At 56.5% G+C, this 16,215-nt stretch carries 17 protein-coding genes; 5 read left to right on the plus strand and 12 right to left on the minus strand.

What is annotated here, in order from left to right; translation table 11 throughout:
• Nucleotides 1-3: 3 nt before the first annotated feature.
• From D9K61_RS15070 to D9K61_RS15100, 7 genes are read right to left on the minus strand one after another with little or no spacing between them, the layout of a single operon-like run.
• Complete coding sequence (locus tag D9K61_RS15070) at nucleotides 4-897, minus strand: homocysteine S-methyltransferase family protein (protein ID WP_120634023.1); 894 nt, start codon at nucleotides 895-897, stop codon at nucleotides 4-6.
• Between the two features lie 11 nt (nucleotides 898-908).
• Nucleotides 909-1,961: a zinc-binding dehydrogenase gene (locus tag D9K61_RS15075; RefSeq protein WP_120634024.1), complete on the minus strand. Its 1,053-nt coding sequence runs from the start codon at nucleotides 1,959-1,961 to the stop codon at nucleotides 909-911.
• Nucleotides 1,962-1,964: 3 nt separating this feature from the next.
• Nucleotides 1,965-2,441, minus strand: a complete 477-nt coding sequence (locus tag D9K61_RS15080; protein WP_120634025.1) for a cupin domain-containing protein — start codon at nucleotides 2,439-2,441, stop codon at nucleotides 1,965-1,967.
• An 18-nt stretch (nucleotides 2,442-2,459) separates the two neighbouring features.
• Nucleotides 2,460-4,910 (minus strand): FAD-dependent oxidoreductase, encoded by a 2,451-nt coding sequence (locus D9K61_RS15085; RefSeq protein ID WP_120634026.1) that lies wholly within the window; start codon nucleotides 4,908-4,910, stop codon nucleotides 2,460-2,462.
• 15 nt (nucleotides 4,911-4,925) lie between these two features.
• On the minus strand, nucleotides 4,926-5,306 hold the full coding sequence (locus tag D9K61_RS15090; protein WP_120634027.1) for a GFA family protein: 381 nt from the start codon (nucleotides 5,304-5,306) through the stop codon (nucleotides 4,926-4,928).
• A 4-nt stretch (nucleotides 5,307-5,310) separates the two neighbouring features.
• Nucleotides 5,311-5,934: a LysE family translocator gene (locus D9K61_RS15095; RefSeq protein ID WP_120634028.1), complete on the minus strand. Its 624-nt coding sequence runs from the start codon at nucleotides 5,932-5,934 to the stop codon at nucleotides 5,311-5,313.
• On the minus strand, nucleotides 5,934-6,503 hold the full coding sequence (locus D9K61_RS15100) for a helix-turn-helix domain-containing protein (protein WP_120634029.1): 570 nt from the start codon (nucleotides 6,501-6,503) through the stop codon (nucleotides 5,934-5,936). Before D9K61_RS15100 ends, D9K61_RS15095 begins: the two co-directional genes overlap by 1 nt.
• Before the next feature lie 116 nt (nucleotides 6,504-6,619).
• Between D9K61_RS15100 and D9K61_RS15105 the strand changes: the two genes are divergently transcribed.
• Nucleotides 6,620-6,895: a DUF1294 domain-containing protein gene (locus tag D9K61_RS15105; protein WP_120634030.1), complete on the plus strand. Its 276-nt coding sequence runs from the start codon at nucleotides 6,620-6,622 to the stop codon at nucleotides 6,893-6,895.
• A 29-nt stretch (nucleotides 6,896-6,924) separates the two neighbouring features.
• On the opposite strand, the gene D9K61_RS15110 is transcribed toward D9K61_RS15105, so the two are convergent.
• Together D9K61_RS15110 and D9K61_RS15115 are read right to left on the minus strand one after the other, a co-directional pair.
• A complete protein-coding gene (locus tag D9K61_RS15110) occupies nucleotides 6,925-7,383 on the minus strand; it encodes a GAF domain-containing protein (protein ID WP_120634031.1) in 459 nt (152 codons plus the stop codon).
• Between the two features lie 92 nt (nucleotides 7,384-7,475).
• Nucleotides 7,476-8,648: an acetyl-CoA C-acyltransferase gene (locus tag D9K61_RS15115; protein ID WP_120634032.1), complete on the minus strand. Its 1,173-nt coding sequence runs from the start codon at nucleotides 8,646-8,648 to the stop codon at nucleotides 7,476-7,478.
• 100 nt (nucleotides 8,649-8,748) lie between these two features.
• Here D9K61_RS15115 and D9K61_RS15120 point away from each other — a divergent pair, with 100 nt between their 5' ends.
• From D9K61_RS15120 to D9K61_RS15130, 3 genes are all read left to right on the plus strand, one after another.
• Nucleotides 8,749-9,087, plus strand: a complete 339-nt coding sequence (locus D9K61_RS15120) for an STAS domain-containing protein (RefSeq protein WP_120634033.1) — start codon at nucleotides 8,749-8,751, stop codon at nucleotides 9,085-9,087.
• Between the two features lie 22 nt (nucleotides 9,088-9,109).
• Nucleotides 9,110-9,559, plus strand: coding sequence for an ATP-binding protein (locus D9K61_RS15125; protein WP_254055793.1), 450 nt, complete (start codon nucleotides 9,110-9,112; stop codon nucleotides 9,557-9,559).
• A 214-nt stretch (nucleotides 9,560-9,773) separates the two neighbouring features.
• Entirely contained in the window at nucleotides 9,774-11,351 is a 1,578-nt protein-coding gene (locus tag D9K61_RS15130) for a gamma-glutamyltransferase family protein (RefSeq protein WP_120634034.1), read from the plus strand.
• A 34-nt stretch (nucleotides 11,352-11,385) separates the two neighbouring features.
• Here the strand turns inward: D9K61_RS15130 and hspQ are convergent, their stop codons facing one another.
• Complete coding sequence (gene hspQ / locus D9K61_RS15135; protein ID WP_120634035.1) at nucleotides 11,386-11,712, minus strand: heat shock protein HspQ; 327 nt, start codon at nucleotides 11,710-11,712, stop codon at nucleotides 11,386-11,388.
• Nucleotides 11,713-12,039: 327 nt separating this feature from the next.
• On the opposite strand from hspQ, the gene D9K61_RS15140 reads away from it, so the two are divergent.
• Complete coding sequence (locus D9K61_RS15140) at nucleotides 12,040-12,621, plus strand: lytic transglycosylase (RefSeq protein ID WP_120634036.1); 582 nt, start codon at nucleotides 12,040-12,042, stop codon at nucleotides 12,619-12,621.
• A 15-nt stretch (nucleotides 12,622-12,636) separates the two neighbouring features.
• Here the strand turns inward: D9K61_RS15140 and D9K61_RS15145 are convergent, their stop codons facing one another.
• A complete protein-coding gene (locus D9K61_RS15145; RefSeq protein WP_120634037.1) occupies nucleotides 12,637-13,233 on the minus strand; it encodes an outer membrane lipoprotein carrier protein LolA in 597 nt (198 codons plus the stop codon).
• 39 nt (nucleotides 13,234-13,272) lie between these two features.
• Complete coding sequence (locus D9K61_RS15150) at nucleotides 13,273-16,212, minus strand: DNA translocase FtsK (RefSeq protein WP_120634038.1); 2,940 nt, start codon at nucleotides 16,210-16,212, stop codon at nucleotides 13,273-13,275.
• Nucleotides 16,213-16,215: the final 3 nt, after the last annotated feature.

Here is a 16,215-nt window from a genome sequence, read left to right on the forward strand (position 1 = left end):
TCCTCAGACGATCCGATGCCCGGCCAATCGAAGCTTTTTGGACAAAACCTCGATGTGATCGGGACCAATCTCACAACACCCGCCGACAATGGTCGCCCCTTGCGCGATCCAGTTCATGACATGTTCTGCGTATGGCTCCGGGCCAAGATCCTGACGCTGATCCAAACTGTCGACGGTGGGTGCATCTTCCAGAAATCCCGACGAGATATGTGTGAACCCGTTGGCGTAGGCACCATACGGCAATCCCATCCCTGCGAGGATCTGCAAGGCAGCCGGAATCGCCTCGGGCCGCGAACAATTTATCAGCAAAGCGTCAGGCCGGTATCGCGCAACGAGTGGCGCGATGTCGCCCAGCGCCTCGCCCGAACGCAAACATGTGCCGTCTTCATCCATGACCGACAGGGCCAGCCAAACTGGCTTTGCGCAATTTGCCGTGCCTCGCAAGGCACCTTCGGCTTCAAGCACTGAAGACACGGTTTCGATCAAAAACAGATCGACTCCATCCTCCATCAACCTGACCAATTCGGCGAACTTTTCGGCGGCATCCTTGGGATCGGGTTTCAGGTCCGGTCGATAAGACGCCAGCAAAGGCCCAAGTGCCCCGGCAATGCGGGCATGCGTGTCCGGACGTGCTGCCCGAGCTTGGGACACGGCCGTGTCGATCAACGTCTCTAGCTGATCCTCTAATCCTTCACGCACCAAACGCGACCGGTGGACCGCATAGGTGTTGGTTGTGGCAACTGTCGCGCCACGACGGAAGTATTCGGCATGAACGGCTTGAACCAGTTCGGGATGGTCCATCATAACTTTGGTCGACCAAAGAGGCGTGGGTCTGTCACCGCTGAGCTTGACCAGTTCTTGCCCAACTGAGCCATCCAAAAGAGTAATATCTGCCATCTTACGACTCCTTAAGGGATCAGGACCAGCTTTCCGGGCAACGTTTTGGATTGAAAAACCTCTTGTGCCTTGGCGATGTCCTGCAGGGGGTAGGTGCGCGAAATCAATGGTTTGATCCGCCCTTCATTCATCAACTCTACCAGGCGGCCAAAAACCTCGGGCGACTGATGAGTGCAGCCGTGAATGGTTATGTCGCGCAGGTAGATATCGCGCAGATCTGCCTCGACGATCGGCCCGGCAATGGCACCAGAAACGGCATAGTGACCGCCTGACTTCAGCGCGAGGATCAGGCCAGACCATGCAGCGCCGCCAACCACATCTATCACGACATCGAACATGTCCTTTGGGATGGAAGCGTCGCGTTCGAAAGTCGAAACAGCACCTTGTGATTTGACCACTTCTGCTTTGGCCGCACCGGTCACACCGCAGACGGACGCACCGCGCAAAGCAGCCAGTTGTACCGCCGCCAGTCCAACGCCTCCGGAAGCGCCAGTGATCAAGACCTTGTGCCCGGCGGCGACGCCAGCCCGTGTCAATAGGTTCTCGGCGGTCCCGAACGCGCAGGGAATTGCCGCGATTTCAACGTCAGACAGGGGCGAAGCGGACACATCATAAAGGTCATCCGCCTCAACCAGACAATACTGCGCGAACGCCCCATCAATTTCTGAACCCAGAGCGATAAACCCACGCGAGTTGCCGGGCCGTGGGCGCGGCAGGTTGATTGGGCAGGTCACGCGCTGCCCATGCTCGAAGGAAGTATCTGTTCCAACAGCCTTAACGATACCGCACAGATCACCGCCTTGAATACGCGGGAACTGTAGGGCCCCGCCCCAGCCGCCCGCTTCAACATCCTGATCAACCGCATCTGTTGCGCCGGTCACATCCGACGAATACCAGCCCACCCGCGTATTGATATCAGTGTTGTTTACCCCGGCAGCAGCCACCCGGACCAGCACCTGACCCGGCCCGGGCTGGGGAACGGGAATGTCATCGCGCCATTCCAACGCCTCCGGCCCGCCGTGGCGTGTGAGGTAAACACCAGACATGGTTGCAGAGGGTGCCATCACTCAGCCCTCATCATCGGGATGAGACGGAACTGGGCCCATTGGCACGATATCGTAGCGGACGTTCAGGTCAGCCATCTTTGCCTCATCCGCAAAATCGGCCTTACTCATCTTTGCCAGTTCCGCCAGAAAACCGTCAAACCCCGATGGCTGAAAGATCATCAGCATCTTCGCGGGTGCATGACCGGCTACACGACAGGCATGCGCTATCCCTGGTGGGACATGCATAGTGGTCCCTTTGCTGCATCGGTGCCAGTCTCCGTCGACGTAGAAATCAACTTCACCTTCAAGGAAATAAAACGTCTCGGCATGGGTGTCGTGGCGATGAAGGCCAAGCGCAAAGCTGGCCTTCAGATTGTCTTCCATGAGCGTGTAAGCGCCATCCGTGTCCTGCCCGGACACTTTGACAAACGTATGATCGTTTTCCCAATCATAGTTGGGACCCTCACCGGGTCCCAAAATGGAGTATCGTTTGCTCATGGTGGCCTCCCTGAGAGTCTAAGCGCGCAACCGCTCGTTCTCGGGATCCCAAAGCGGTTGATCCTGCTCTACCACGGCGCGGCACTTCTGACCGTAGATTTCGATCTCCAGTTCAGTGCCTGGATTTGCCAGATCGGCCTTGATCATGCCCAGCGCGATCGATTTGCCAACCCGGTATCCCCAGGCACCTGACGTTGTCTCGCCTACAATCTCGCCATTCTGCCAAATGCATGACATATATGGCGCATCGCAATCGCCTGCATCAACGGTCATGGTGACAAAGGCCTTTTTTACGCCCTGCTGCTTTTCGTTCAGGATCGCTGCCTTGCCGGGGAAGTCTTGCGGTTTGTCGAGTTTGACGAAGCGTTCCAGACCGCCTTCCAGTAGCGAGTAGTCGGTCGACAGGTCACCCTTCCACGCTCGATAGCCTTTTTCTATGCGCAGCGAGTTCAGAGCGTACATGCCAAACGGCCTGGCACCAGCATCAATAATCGCGTCATAGATCGCAGGCATATGATCGTTCAGGGCATGCACCTCCCAGCCCAGCTCACCGGCAAAGGAAACGCGGATCAGGTATGCAGGTTGACCCGCAACAGTGGCGGACTGGTGGGTCAACCACCCCGAAGTCAAATCTGCATCGGTCAGGCTAGACAAGACGTTACGCGAATTCGGACCGGTGACGATCAGCGTATCGCGCGTCGTTGTCACGTCCTCAATAGATACGCTGGCAGGCATTGCGTTCATCAGGATGTCACGGTCGTGCCATTGCGCCGTTGCTGCGGTGATCATCATGAACTCGTCTTCAGCCAGACGGATACAGGACATCTCTGTCAGGATGCGCCCACGATTGTCAGAGACATAGATGAGGTTCATCCGGCCAACCTTTGGCAGACCTCCGGTTGCGAGACCTCGCAAAGCCTCAGCGGCGCCCTCTCCCTTGACCATGAATCGCGAGAAGCCCGGCAAATCCAGAACGCCGCAATGGTCGCGCACAGCCTCGCATTCCTCTTTAATCCGCTGCTCCCACGGACCAGTACGGCCCCAGGTGTGGGTCGCCTCAAGCGAGGTGTTATCGCCGGGTTGCGCGAACCAATTGGCGCGTTCCCAGCCATTATAGGCGCCCATGACACCGCCCCGTTCTTTGATCTTGGCATGTATCGGAGACAGCTTTTTGTCCCGCGCTGCAGGCCATTCGTGGTGGGGAAAATGCATGGCGTATTCGTTGCCGTAAACTTCCATGCCTTTCTGGTTGCAATAGTCCTGATCGGTGTAGTCGGTATACCGGCGCGGATCGACGGCCCACATATCCCATTCAGTGCTGCCATCGATGATCCATTCGGCCAAAACTTTGCCAGCGCCACCGCCCTGCGCGATCCCGAAGGTAAAGGTGTGTGCCTCGAGCGCATTTTGGACACCCGGCATCGGTCCGATCAGCGGCAACCCATCCGGTGCATAGGGGATCGGTCCGTTGATCACGCGGCCTACGCCCGAGGTTGCCATCAACGGCACCCGCTCCATCGCGTCGGTCATGATGTCCTCGATCCGATCCAGATCGTCATTCCACAGTTGGAACGAGAAATCTTCGGGCATCGGATCATCTTCGGTCATCCAATGGCCCTTGCAGTTGGGTTCATAGGGGCCAAGGTTGAAGCCGTTCTTTTCCTGCCGCAAGTAATACGAGATGTCTACGTCACGCAGCAGTGGTAGTTTCTTGCCGCCGTTCTCTTTGGACCATGTTTCGATCTCTGGAACTTCGTCGGTCAACAGGTACTGGTGGCTCATGACCATGGCCGGAACGGTGCGGCCGCCAAAAGCCTTGAACCACTCACCCACACGCTGCGCGTAGTAACCGGCAGCGTTCACGACATAATCGCAATCGATGTCACCCTTGTCCGTATGCACGGTCCAAGATCCATCGTCGCGCTGCGTCACGCCGGTTGCAGGTGTAAAGCGCAGGATCTTCTGCCCGAGATCACGCGCGCCTTTGGCCAGTGCCTGCGTCAGCTGCGCAGGATCGATATCACCATCGGTTGGATCATATAGGACACCTTCAAGGTCATGCGTCTCGAGGAACGGATAACGTTCTTTCGCTTCCTCCGGGGTCCACATCTCCATAGGGATACCCTGATAGCGGCCCATAGACAAAGCGCGCTCAAACTCTTGCACCCGCTCTTTCGAATGCGCCAGACGGATCGAGCCGGTCTGATGGTAATTCATAGGGTAGTCGACTTCTTCGCCCAAACGCGCATACAGCTCGGTCGAATAGCGCTGCATGTTCATGATCGCCCAAGAGGTCGAGAAGGTCGGCACGTTGCCCGCCGCGTGCCAAGTCGAGCCTGCGGTCAATTCGTTCTTTTCAAGCAGAACACAATCGGTCCAGCCTTTCTTTGCCAAATGGTAGAGCGAGGAGGTCCCCACCACACCACCACCGATGATGACCACGCGGGCTTTCGTCGGAAAATCACTCATGCGTTTAGTTCCCTGTTACTGTGCCTCTTGAGGCAGGTCGTCTTTGATGTCGTAGTAATCGCCCTTGTCGGCTACAAAGATGTGCCGGGCGAGTTTCAGGCCGGTAGGTTCGTCCAGCGCGCCCATGGAAATTGAAATCGTATCTTCATCATTGCGCTGCCAGAACAGGAACGATCCGCAGGCCTCGCAGAACCCACGGCGCGCGATATCTGAGGCGCGGAACCAACTCAGCGTTTCGTCCGAAGAAAAGCTGAGATTGTCCTGATGGGTACCGGTCGAGGCCCAGACGTGGCCCGATTGTTTGCGGCATTGGCCGCAATGGCACGCCGATGGTGCGGAAAGATCGCCGTCAATTACAAACGCAACCGAACCGCAGAGGCATGAGCCTGAATGCATGTGATTACCCCTTTGAAATGGGTGCGTTGCTGGTCCCCAGCAACACACCGTAGATGATGAAACAGGCCGCCATCGCCCGACGCACCCAGGTATTGAACACCGCCCCTAGCGCTGCTTTGCCCATCATAGCGCCCAATACCGTGAACCCTGTGTAGCTGAGCGTCGTGATCACCAGCGCGGTCGGCATGATCACAACCATCTGTTCCCAGATCGGCACGTCTGGTTGCACAAACTGGGAAAATGCCGCCAGGTATCCGGCAACGCTTTTGGGGTTGATCGTCGCAACCGCCAAGGCGTGCAGATAAACCTGCCGCGAGGGGCGCTCCGAGGCGGGTGCCGGTTTTCCAGCGTTCATCCAGCCACGAAGACCCAACCAGATGAGAAACCCGGCCCCAACAAGTTTTGCAACGAAGAATCCGGTTGGTGACGCCGCGATCAGGGCTGTCACACCCAGCGCGGAAAGGATCAGGAATGCACTGGCCTGTGTCAGGATCGCCAGCACACCCAGCATCGCCTTGGAAAGCGGCAAGCTCATCCCGTTCGAGATACAGTTGACCGCATTCGGCCCCGGTGTGGTGACGAACACCACCCAGAATAGCGCGAATATGGTCCAGGCCTCGAAGCTCATCAGTACACCGGCGGGGCAATGACCCAGATGGCCACAGCTGGAGAGAAGAATGGGTTCGACCATTGGTAGGGTTCGTGTCGGATCCGAAAGCTGTCACCGGGCCCAACGGTGAATTTACGCTCTCCAATATTAAGATCCAGATTGCCCGAGATCATGTATCCCACTTCCTGCGTCGGCCGATTTGCTGGGGTCTGCATGCGAGAGTTCGGTTCAAAGGTGGAATACACCATCTCAAAGTCATCGGTCAGATCGGGTGAGAGCAATTCTTCGATCAAGCCTTCCTCATTTGACCCCATTGGCCGGCGTGACCCTGCCCGGACGATGTATCCTTGCTCATCCGCAGGCGCGGCAGAATGCGCAAACAACATCGACATCGGCACGCCCAGACACTCAGCGATCAGCCGCAGGTCCGAGATCGAAGGTTCGGACATGTCACGCTCGACCTGGCTGAGCCAACCAACCGACCGGTCCAACCGCGCTGCGATCTCGGTCAGGGTCAACCCACGTGCCTTGCGCAAGGCGCGCAGATCCGCTCCGAGTGTGGCGCTGGTTGAGGCCTGGCTGTTCACTGACCGCTCCGAATCTCATGAAATTTTCTATCTGTTTTTCACGATGAGGCAAAACCGTGAAATTTCAAAGCACTTTTTCATTTGCAGCGTGTCATCCAGACGTTTAATCGTCTGGCATGTGGATTTCGGTAATTTATCTTTGGACGATTAATGTCCTGACCTTGCTGGCTTTTGGATGGGACAAGGCGCGCTCAAGACGACGCAGGCGCAGGGTTCCTGAGCGCAGACTGCTCTGGCTGGCCGCGCTTGGAGGCAGCCCCGCAGCCCTTCTGGGTCGCTGGATGTTCCAGCACAAAACCCGCAAGCGCGGATTCACGATGTGGGTGCTGGGGATTTTTGCCCTTCAAGCAGCCATGATCTACGTGTTCGTCGTGAGTTTTCCAGCGAAATAGGTATGATCAGGCGCAAAGCACTATAGGTTTTAGACCTGTCGGGCGAAAACTGAAGACAGAATACTGTCCAGCGCGCTTGCATCTATCTCGTCAAAAGCATCTGGCTGATCGCTATCGATATCAAACACCGCGACAACCTCGCCAGTCGCGTTCCGGACCGGTAGAACCAGCTCGGACCGGGTCGAGGATGCACAGGCAATGTGGCCCGGAAAGGCATCGACGTCGGCAACAAGCTGCACTTCACCCGTGCGGGCGGCCGCCCCGCACACGCCGCGATCAAACGGGATCACAAGGCAGCCGTGACCGCCTTGATAGGGGCCTATTTTCAATAGACCGGGTTCGGTGACGCGATAAAATCCGGTCCAATCGAACCGCGCGTCGGAATGGTGCACCTCACAGGCAATCGTCGCCATCAGCGCGACATCGTCCGTTTCGCCCTCGGTCAGGGCAGCGATGGTATTGGCAAGCGTGTCATAGTCGATCGTCATGTGTGCACCTGTTTCGCTGAGGGGCCGGGCACTGCCCTTTTCCTGAGCCGCACGGTCAAGTCTCCCCGAACTATTGCGAAACAGGGAAAGGGTCAAACGCGTTCAATGGCGATGGCTGTACCTTCCCCACCACCAATACAAATCGCGGCGACGCCCCGCTTGAGGTTGCGTTTTTCCAGCGCATTCAAAAGCGTCACCATGATCCGGGCACCGGATGCGCCGATTGGATGCCCCAATGCGCAGGCACCGCCGTTCACGTTGACCTTATCCCTTGGCAGGCCCATTTCATGCATGAAGGCCATTGGAACGACCGCAAAAGCCTCGTTGACTTCCCACAGATCAACATCCTCTTTCGTCCATCCAATGCGGTCCAGCAGCTTTTGCACTGCAGGAACCGGAGCAGTGGTGAACAGGCCCGGGGCCTGCGCATGGCTGGCGTGTCCCAGAATGCGGGCGCGGACGTTCAAACCTTGAGCTTCGGCTACCTCCGCGGAGGCCAAAACAAGCGCAGCGGCCCCGTCTGAGATGGAGGAAGAATTGGCGGCTGTAACCGTTCCATCTTTCCGGAAGGCCGGTTTAAGGGTCGGTATTTTCTCGGGCCGCGCGGATTTGGGCTGTTCATCAATCTCTTGCGTTAGGTCACCTTTTCGAGTTCGCACGACAAAGGGTGTAATTTCACCTTCGAACGCACCACTGTCTTGCGCGGCCAATGCGTTTGACAGCGATTGCAGGGCGTATTCGTCCTGTGCTTCGCGCGTGAACTGATAGGCTTCTGCGCAGTCCTCGGCAAACGTGCCCATCAGGCGACCCTTGTCATAGGCGTCCTCCAGCCCGTCGAGAAACATGTGATCAACCACCTGACCATGGCCAATACGTGCTCCGCCACGCATCTTCGGCAGCAGGTATGGCGCGTTTGTCATGCTCTCCATCCCGCCCGCGATCATCGTGTTGGTATGGCCCAACGCGATCTGATCAAAGGCAATCATCGCCGCCTTCATGCCCGAACCGCACATCTTATTGAGCGTGGTGGCTGGAACCTCGTCGCCCAGACCTGCCGCAAAACCGGCCTGACGCGCAGGCGCTTGACCCTGACCTGCCGGAAGAACGCACCCCATCAACATTTCATCAACTGTCCGGGCACCGGACTGCTGCAAGGCCGCATTGGCGGCGCTGCCGCCAAGCTCAGCCGCAGTGACGCCATCAAAGACACCCTGAAACCCGCCCATTGGTGTACGGGCGGCCCCTGCTATCACGACTTCTTTCATCCCGGTATTCCTTCTGTTGTCGCCTCTTGAATACCGAATGGTAAGATTTGCCGTCTAGCGTATTTCTACGACGCAATTTCAGTTTGGAGGGCAGTCGAACATGGGGCTGACCAGCACAACCACTGGCGTGACACAGATTATCACGGTTCATTCCGACCGGATCGACGCCGCAATGGCCATACAGTTCAAAGAAGACATGCGCCGCGAAACCGATTCGGGGACAGACCGCGTTGTTCTCGATCTCGCAGGCGTGGAGTTTATCGATTCCAGTGGCCTTGGCGCGATTGTCGCGTCAATGAAGCAGCTGGGGGATAATAGAAAACTGGATTTGGCAGGACCTCAGCCGGTCGTCGAAAAAGTATTCAGACTGACGCGCATGGACACAGTGTTCCGGTTGTTCGCAACATTGGACGACGCATTGTCAGCCACCGCTGACTGACCCCTAGCAGGAGTGGACGGGCGTGAATCCAATTTCTAACAAGACCTGCCTGGAGCTGAGCTTTCCCGCAACGGAAACCGAGGCCAGTGCCGGGATTGAACAGCTTAGTACCGGATTGTCCGATCAGGGCTTACCTGTGAAGAAATCGGATGAGGTGAAGATCGCACTGGCCGAAGCAATCAACAATGTCGTCGAACATGCTTATGCTGGCATCGCACCGGCCAAAGTACAGGTCACATGCCGGTTGGACCGGGATCGACTGGATATTCTGATCTCGGACACAGGCAATCCACTGCCGGGATTGCATCCCCCCGATGGAGCGCCAGCCTCCGTTGATACGACCCTGCAGGATCTGCCGGAAGGCGGGTTTGGATGGTACCTCATTCATGAATTGACCAGTGATATCCGATACGAGCGTCGCAAAGGATGCAACCGATTGTCCTTGCGGTTTGACTTCGCAGAACTCAGTTAGCTTGGTGCAGGCAGTCACAATAAGGCCATTTTCGAACCATTGTAGCGCCTCAAACAACCTTCATGACTCCTCTTGTAGCTCAAATAGCTTCCCTCGGCGCCACGAATCACAGCCCCCACCCAGTGAACGGCGCCGAGGAACTTCTCCCTTGAAATAGCTGGACAAAACATGGCCGCGATATACCTTCGCCACGTCAATGCGAAGGGAATGCACCATGCGTGATTTGCACAAACCAGGTCGGTCAGAGGTTTTGGCAACCGAAGGGATGTGCGCCACATCGCACCCGCTGGCCGCAAAAGTGGCAATCGATGTTCTCGGCCAGGGTGGTAATGCGATGGATGCTGCGATTGCCGGTGCTGTCCTGCTTGGAATTTGTGAACCACAAATGACCGGTTTGGGCGGAGATTGCTTCGTTCTCTTCAATCGGGCGGGCGAAAGCGACATACGCGGCCTGAATGGGTCGGGTCGCGCGCCCAAACATGCTGTGGCACAGCACTTGCGGGACAAAGATCTTGCCTCCGTTCCTTTGAGCAGCGCGGACGCCGTCAATATTCCCGGTGCAGTGGACGCCTTTTGTCACCTTGCAGAGACTGAGGGGCGCCTGGGGCTGGAAGCCCTTTTGCATCCAGCAATTCACTATGCGGAACAGGGCGTGCCAGTTGCCCCCAGAGTGGCGTTTGACTGGCAGATTGGTGCCCCGACGCTGCAGGGCACAGCCAGAGAACACTATTTGATCAATGGAAAAGCACCAGAAACAGGACAGATTTTTCGCGCATCAGGACAGGCAGAAGTGTTACGCCAGATCGCCCGCCACGGGCGCGATGCCTTCTATTCGGGCGAGATCGCGCAAGACATGATCGCAGTCTTGGCTTCAATGGGCGGCGTTCATACGACCGAGGATTTTTGGAACACCAGATGCTCGGTCGCAGACCCCATAAGCGGAGACTACAAAGGCATCGAACTTGTAGAGCATCCGCCCAACGGACAAGGCGCAACGGCTATTCTGTTGCTTAACATTCTCAAGCATTTCGATCTGCAAAACATGGATCCGTTTGGCCCGGAGCGGGTGCATATCGAGGCTGAGGCCACGAAATTGGCCTATGACGCACGAAATCGTTTCATCGCTGATCCGGATCACACCGATATGTCGGAGCGGTTCCTGGACAAAAAGACGGCAGATAAGCTTGCCGCCCTGATCGATCCAAAACGCGCGATGCCCGCACCGGCACCGCTGACCGAAGCGATCCATAAGGACACTGTTTACATTACTGTTGTAGACCGTGATCGGATGGCCGTGTCCTTGATCTATTCTATATTCCACAGCTTTGGCTCGGGCATTGCGTCCGAAAAATACGGAATCCTTCTGCAGAACCGGGGGGCTGGATTTACCTTGCAGCCGGGTCATCCCAATGAATTTGGTGGTGGGAAACGTCCAATGCATACGATTATCCCAGGTATGCTTCGCCAAAACGACCGGGTGATGATGCCATTTGGAGTTATGGGCGGAGCCTATCAGCCAACCGGACATGCGCGTTTTCTGTCCAACCTTACCGATTTCGGCCTTGATCTGCAGGAGAGCATTGACGCCCCCCGCGCTTTTGCAGACGGACCCGTCCTAAAACTAGAGCGCGGCTATTCGGGCAAGGCATCGAAACAATTGTCAAAAATGGGGCACAATATACAAGAATTGGAAACACCGCTAGGTGGCGCACAGTCAATCCGAATCCGCGAGGATGGAGTTCTGGAAGGTGCGAGTGACCCGCGCAAAGACGGCTGCGCCATCGGTTACTAACGGAAACCGCCTTGAAACGCGATGCACACGGGTTTTAGTTGAGGTGAAAGTGCAGTGGATATCCACCATCTTCAAAGGGCCCGAACATGTTGGGAATATCGGGATGCTCAACAGGCTCGCCAGATTGGTCGGCGATCAGATTTTGTTCTGAAACATAAGCTACATAGAAGGATTGATCGTTCTCGGCCAGCAGATGGTAGAACGGCTGGTCCTTGATCGGCCGACTGTCTTCCGGGATCGCCTCGTACCATTCCTCTGTGTTTGAAAACTCGGGGTCCACGTCAAAAATCACCCCTCGGAAGGGATGTTTTTTGTGGCGAACCACCTGACCCAGGCGGTACTTGGCTTGTGTCTTCAGCATTAATTCTGCCCCCAAAGCAGTTACTACCCCGTTCCGGGTACAAAATCCAATCATTGATCTGCAATTCAGGGAAACAGTCTGTGAACCTCTGACTGACAGTGTGCAAGGACATGGGACTGGTTTTTTGATGACAAGGATTGGTTTTGTCAGGGTGACGTTAGGTCACGTTACCCATCAGCGGTCCGGCCCCGATTTGTAACGAAGGAAATGGCGTCTGCTTTCGTGTCCGCGCCTGACGGATCGGCTGCTTTGGCCATCGTTTTATGACGAATGTGATTCCCTCAGACCACAATCTGCGCTAGAATAAAGAAAAAAGGCACGAGGCACATGAGCAGAATTCTTATCGTACTCTTCGGGGTGCTGCTTTTGGCATCCTGTGGGGGTGGATCACAACGACCGCCCAGCAAACTGAATGATGCATGCAGCATTGCGCGCGAACGTCCGGATTTCATCAAGGCGTTCAAAAGCACGGAACGAAAGTGGGGCGTACCCGTACACGTCCAGATGGCAACAATCTATCAGGAAAGCCGATACCGCCACGATGCGCGCACACCGCATCGTTACGTTTTAGGCGTGATCCCTATGGGCCGGCAAAGCAGCGCCTATGGCTTCAGCCAGGCGCTGGACGGAACCTGGGATGAATATCAACAGGAAACCGGAAAGCGCCGCGCCAAACGGGATCGCATCCGTGATGCATCTGACTTTATCGGTTGGTACATGAACAAGTCATCCGAGCGGAATGGAATTCACCTTGCTGACACCCGCAATCAGTATTTGGCCTATCACGAAGGTCACACCGGTTATGCAAGGGGCAGCTATAACAACAAGTCCTGGTTGCTAAACGTGGCCAATGATGTGGATTCCCGCGCGCAACTGTATCAGGCACAACTGACCAACTGCAGATACTAAGACAGGTCTGACGGGTCAGCGATTGTCTGACCCGCGCCTTTCCTTGCTGGAAAACAAGTCCTGATCCAGGCGACCACCTTCCGCCAGCGGTCCCAACAATACTGTGGTCTGGCTGCCTGCGTTGTCATGGATCACCCATTTGCGAAGCTCGACCGGATCGCCCGTGAACATAAGTTCGATACGACCCGATTCCGGGTTTTTAGGATCTTGAGCCGTCACAACTGTGGCCGTTCCGTCGAAACTATGTCCCACAACCATATTCGCCTGGCCAAGGTCCACGTTCCGCGCCAAAACCAAAGATAGCGGAGTGCGCTTCAGAGGGTACTGTTCGGGCGGCTGGTTCGATTTAGGATCGAATATCTTGACGCTGCCAGACCGAGCGACAACAACCGCACTGCTGGGCGGGTCGTATTCAAACCGCATTTTTCCCGGTCGCTGTAGCCACAGCTTACCGGTACTCAGCGACCCGTCATCATTGACCTGAGTGAATGTTGTCTGAACCGTTTTCAAACCATTCAGATAGTTGGATATCTGCGACAGCGGAAGCTTGTCCGCCGCCCAGGCCGCCGGAGCAGCCAGTGTTAAAGCAAGGGCAAATGCAATCTGTTTCATGACACTCAGATATGCGCTCTGCCCTTGTTATTAAATATCCTATTGCTCGGGGACGAGGATTTCGCGTTTACCAACGTGATTTGCTGATGAAACAACGCCTTCATCCTCCATTTGCTCAACAAGCCGCGCAGCTTTGTTGTAGCCAATGGCAAGTTTCCGCTGAATGTACGACGTCGAACATTTGCGATCCTTGATCACAATCCCCACCGCCTGATCGTACAGGGCATCTTCACCATTGGTGTTGCCGCCGGTGTTTAGGCCCAGAACCGCGTCGATATTATCGGCTTTATCCTCAGACGGACCATCCAAAACGGTATTCACATAATCCGGCGGGCCGAACTGTTTCAGGTGGTTGACGATTTCCTCGACCTCTTCATCGGACACAAACGGGCCGTGACAGCGGGTGATCTTAGCCCCGCCCGCCATATAGAGCATGTCCCCCTGCCCCAGCAGTTGTTCCGCGCCCATTTCACCCAGAATGGTTCGGCTGTCGACTTTCGAGGTCACCTGGAATGAAATCCGGGTTGGGAAGTTCGCCTTGATCGTACCGGTGATCACATCGACCGAGGGGCGTTGCGTGGCCATGATCAGGTGAATACCCGAGGCCCGCGCCATCTGCGCCAGACGCTGGATGCAGGCTTCGATTTCCTTGCCTGCAACCATCATCAGGTCGGCCATCTCGTCGACGATCACGACGATATAGGGCATCGATTCGGGTGCGAACTCTTCGGTCTCAAACGTCGGTTCGCCAGTTTCATCGTCAAACCCGGTCTGGACCGTGCGGCTGAACATCTCGCCCTTGGCTTGCGCGTCCTTTACCCGGCCATTGTAGCCAGCGATGTTACGAACACCCATTTTGGACATCTTGCGATAGCGATCTTCCATTTCGCCCACGACCCATTTCAGGGCCACAACTGCCTTTTTCGGATCAGTCACAACGGGTGACAGCAGGTGCGGGATGCCGTCATAGACCGACAGTTCCAGCATCTTGGGGTCGATCATGATCAGGCGACATTCATCCGGTGTCAGCTTGTACAGCAGCGACAGGATCATCGTGTTGATCGCCACCGACTTACCGGACCCGGTGGTCCCGGCGATCAGAAGGTGAGGCATCTTGGCCAGATTGGCCACTACAGACTCGCCGCCGATATCCTTACCCAAAGCCAGTGGCAGGGCTTGGTTGCCGTCACCAAAGTCTCGGCTGGACAGAATTTCCCGCAACACCACCATTTCGCGGTTTTCGTTTGGCAGTTCGATGCCAATAACCGAGCGCCCGGGCAGGGTCGAAACCCGTGCTGACAGCGCAGACATCGAGCGCGCGATATCGTCAGCCAGACCGATCACGCGACTGGCTTTCAGGCCTGGCGCGGGCTCCAGCTCGTACATGGTGACGACCGGGCCGGGGCGGACGCTGACAATCTCACCTTTGACACCATAGTCATCCAGCACGTTTTCAAGCATGCGCGCATTTTCTTCCAAGGCCTCATCGCTCAGATGGTGGCGCTCAATGGCGGACGGGTTTGACAACAAGCCAAGCGGCGGCAGTTCGAAATCCGAGTGCTTTTCTTCGAATGACAATGTCGGTTGCGCCTCGGCCTGTGCACGGCGCGACGGCGGAGGTGTACGGCGAACCGGCTGCGCCACAACGGGTTTACGCGGTTCTGCGACCGGGATCTTCATAGCAGGGCGCGATTGCATCGCCTGATCGGCCGTATCTTCAAACACGGCTTCGTCCTCAATTTCTGGCTCTGCCTGATACTCGCTCACATAGTCATGCATATCGTCCGGCTGCGATGCATATTCGTCAGCAACAGGGTCTTGCCAATCGACGACCGCGGCACCTGTCATCGGCGGTTCAGGTGGCAAACCTGCTGACGTCAGTGGCGGCTCGGGCGGCAATCCCCCGTTCTGCGGGGCATTCAAGATCAAAGGATCAGGCCCGCGCCCCCTGCCTTTGGTCAGCGGCAGATTCGGATCGGGCTCGGGCGTCACTTCCCCGCTGGCGACTTTGCGATTGCGTACAGCTGCCGAGATTTTGGACTGAATGCGGTCCTCTCCGGGCATATCATCGTAACCCATGACAGGATCCGGGTCGATCAACTCGGGCTCTGGCATTGGATCCGGGCGGCGGATCAGTGAGGGCATTCTGGCCAGAAGACCCGTCTTTACAACGGGTTCCGGATCGAACAATTCGGGCTCATCAAAGATCGGATCGGCATAGGCCAACTCGTCTTCGTAAACTGCGTCGGCCGCTTCCCCGCGGGCGGCTTTGCGATCATCCCACTGCGCCCGACGTTCACGAGCAGCCCGTGCCGTCGCCGAAGCGCCACGACCCAACAGGGTCATCAGCATGTCGTAGGACATAACAAGACCTAACAGAAACGCGCGGAATCCCCGCTGCACATCGGTTCTGATGAAGCCCAGCACAAAGATACCCAATGCGATCATCCCAACCGCCATAACCAGAGACATCAGTTTGACCAGAAAATGAGAGGCGATAGGCAGCAGCGTTAGTAAGGCACCCATCGCAGTATCGCCAAACAGGCCCCCTAACCCATAGCTATGGGTCGCGCGCCATTCGGCGCCGGGTACCAGTGTTGCGGCGTAGACAGAGACTACAGCAATCCAGATCGGGGCAAAGATCAATCGGGCTACGGCACGCTCTTCACCGAAATGCCCGGCAAACCGCACACCCCAGCCAATCAGCACCAACGCAATGCCCCAGCTACCCCAACCAACGATCATGAACAGCGGCGCTGCGATCGAGGCACCAATCCGTCCCATCCAGTTCTGTACCGGTGCGTCTGTCGACACCATCCAGTTCGGATCCTCCGGCGTATAGGACCAGATCATTGCAGCAGCGGCCAACCCCAACAGGATCAGGGCGATCCCAATCAGTTCCTTGCTGCGCCGTTCGATGGCGGCTTGCGTCGTGCTGTCCAACAATGGATCGCGATTGCGCGCGTTGTAAGATGCCATTTT

The organism is Ruegeria sp. EL01, assembly GCF_900313035.1.
GTDB lineage: Bacteria > Pseudomonadota > Alphaproteobacteria > Rhodobacterales > Rhodobacteraceae > Ruegeria.

What these genes read in the sequence shown, in the direction of transcription:
- D9K61_RS15070 (WP_120634023.1), bottom strand. Translation starts at nt 897, where the DNA reads ATGGCAGATATTACTCTTTTGGATGGCTCAGTTGGGCAAGAACTGGTC.
- D9K61_RS15150 (WP_120634038.1), bottom strand. Translation starts at nt 16,212, where the DNA reads ATGGCATCTTACAACGCGCGCAATCGCGATCCATTGTTGGACAGCACG.
- D9K61_RS15110 (WP_120634031.1), bottom strand. Translation starts at nt 7,383, where the DNA reads ATGACGATCGACTATGACACGCTTGCCAATACCATCGCTGCCCTGACC.
- D9K61_RS15145 (WP_120634037.1), bottom strand. Translation starts at nt 13,233, where the DNA reads ATGAAACAGATTGCATTTGCCCTTGCTTTAACACTGGCTGCTCCGGCG.
- D9K61_RS15140 (WP_120634036.1), top strand. Translation starts at nt 12,040, where the DNA reads ATGAGCAGAATTCTTATCGTACTCTTCGGGGTGCTGCTTTTGGCATCC.
- D9K61_RS15115 (WP_120634032.1), bottom strand. Translation starts at nt 8,648, where the DNA reads ATGAAAGAAGTCGTGATAGCAGGGGCCGCCCGTACACCAATGGGCGGG.
- D9K61_RS15080 (WP_120634025.1), bottom strand. Translation starts at nt 2,441, where the DNA reads ATGAGCAAACGATACTCCATTTTGGGACCCGGTGAGGGTCCCAACTAT.
- D9K61_RS15085 (WP_120634026.1), bottom strand. Translation starts at nt 4,910, where the DNA reads ATGAGTGATTTTCCGACGAAAGCCCGCGTGGTCATCATCGGTGGTGGT.
- D9K61_RS15120 (WP_120634033.1), top strand. Translation starts at nt 8,749, where the DNA reads ATGGGGCTGACCAGCACAACCACTGGCGTGACACAGATTATCACGGTT.
- D9K61_RS15090 (WP_120634027.1), bottom strand. Translation starts at nt 5,306, where the DNA reads ATGCATTCAGGCTCATGCCTCTGCGGTTCGGTTGCGTTTGTAATTGAC.
- hspQ (WP_120634035.1), bottom strand. Translation starts at nt 11,712, where the DNA reads ATGCTGAAGACACAAGCCAAGTACCGCCTGGGTCAGGTGGTTCGCCAC.
- D9K61_RS15130 (WP_120634034.1), top strand. Translation starts at nt 9,774, where the DNA reads ATGCGTGATTTGCACAAACCAGGTCGGTCAGAGGTTTTGGCAACCGAA.
- D9K61_RS15095 (WP_120634028.1), bottom strand. Translation starts at nt 5,934, where the DNA reads ATGAGCTTCGAGGCCTGGACCATATTCGCGCTATTCTGGGTGGTGTTC.
- D9K61_RS15075 (WP_120634024.1), bottom strand. Translation starts at nt 1,961, where the DNA reads ATGGCACCCTCTGCAACCATGTCTGGTGTTTACCTCACACGCCACGGC.
- D9K61_RS15105 (WP_120634030.1), top strand. Translation starts at nt 6,620, where the DNA reads ATGTGGATTTCGGTAATTTATCTTTGGACGATTAATGTCCTGACCTTG.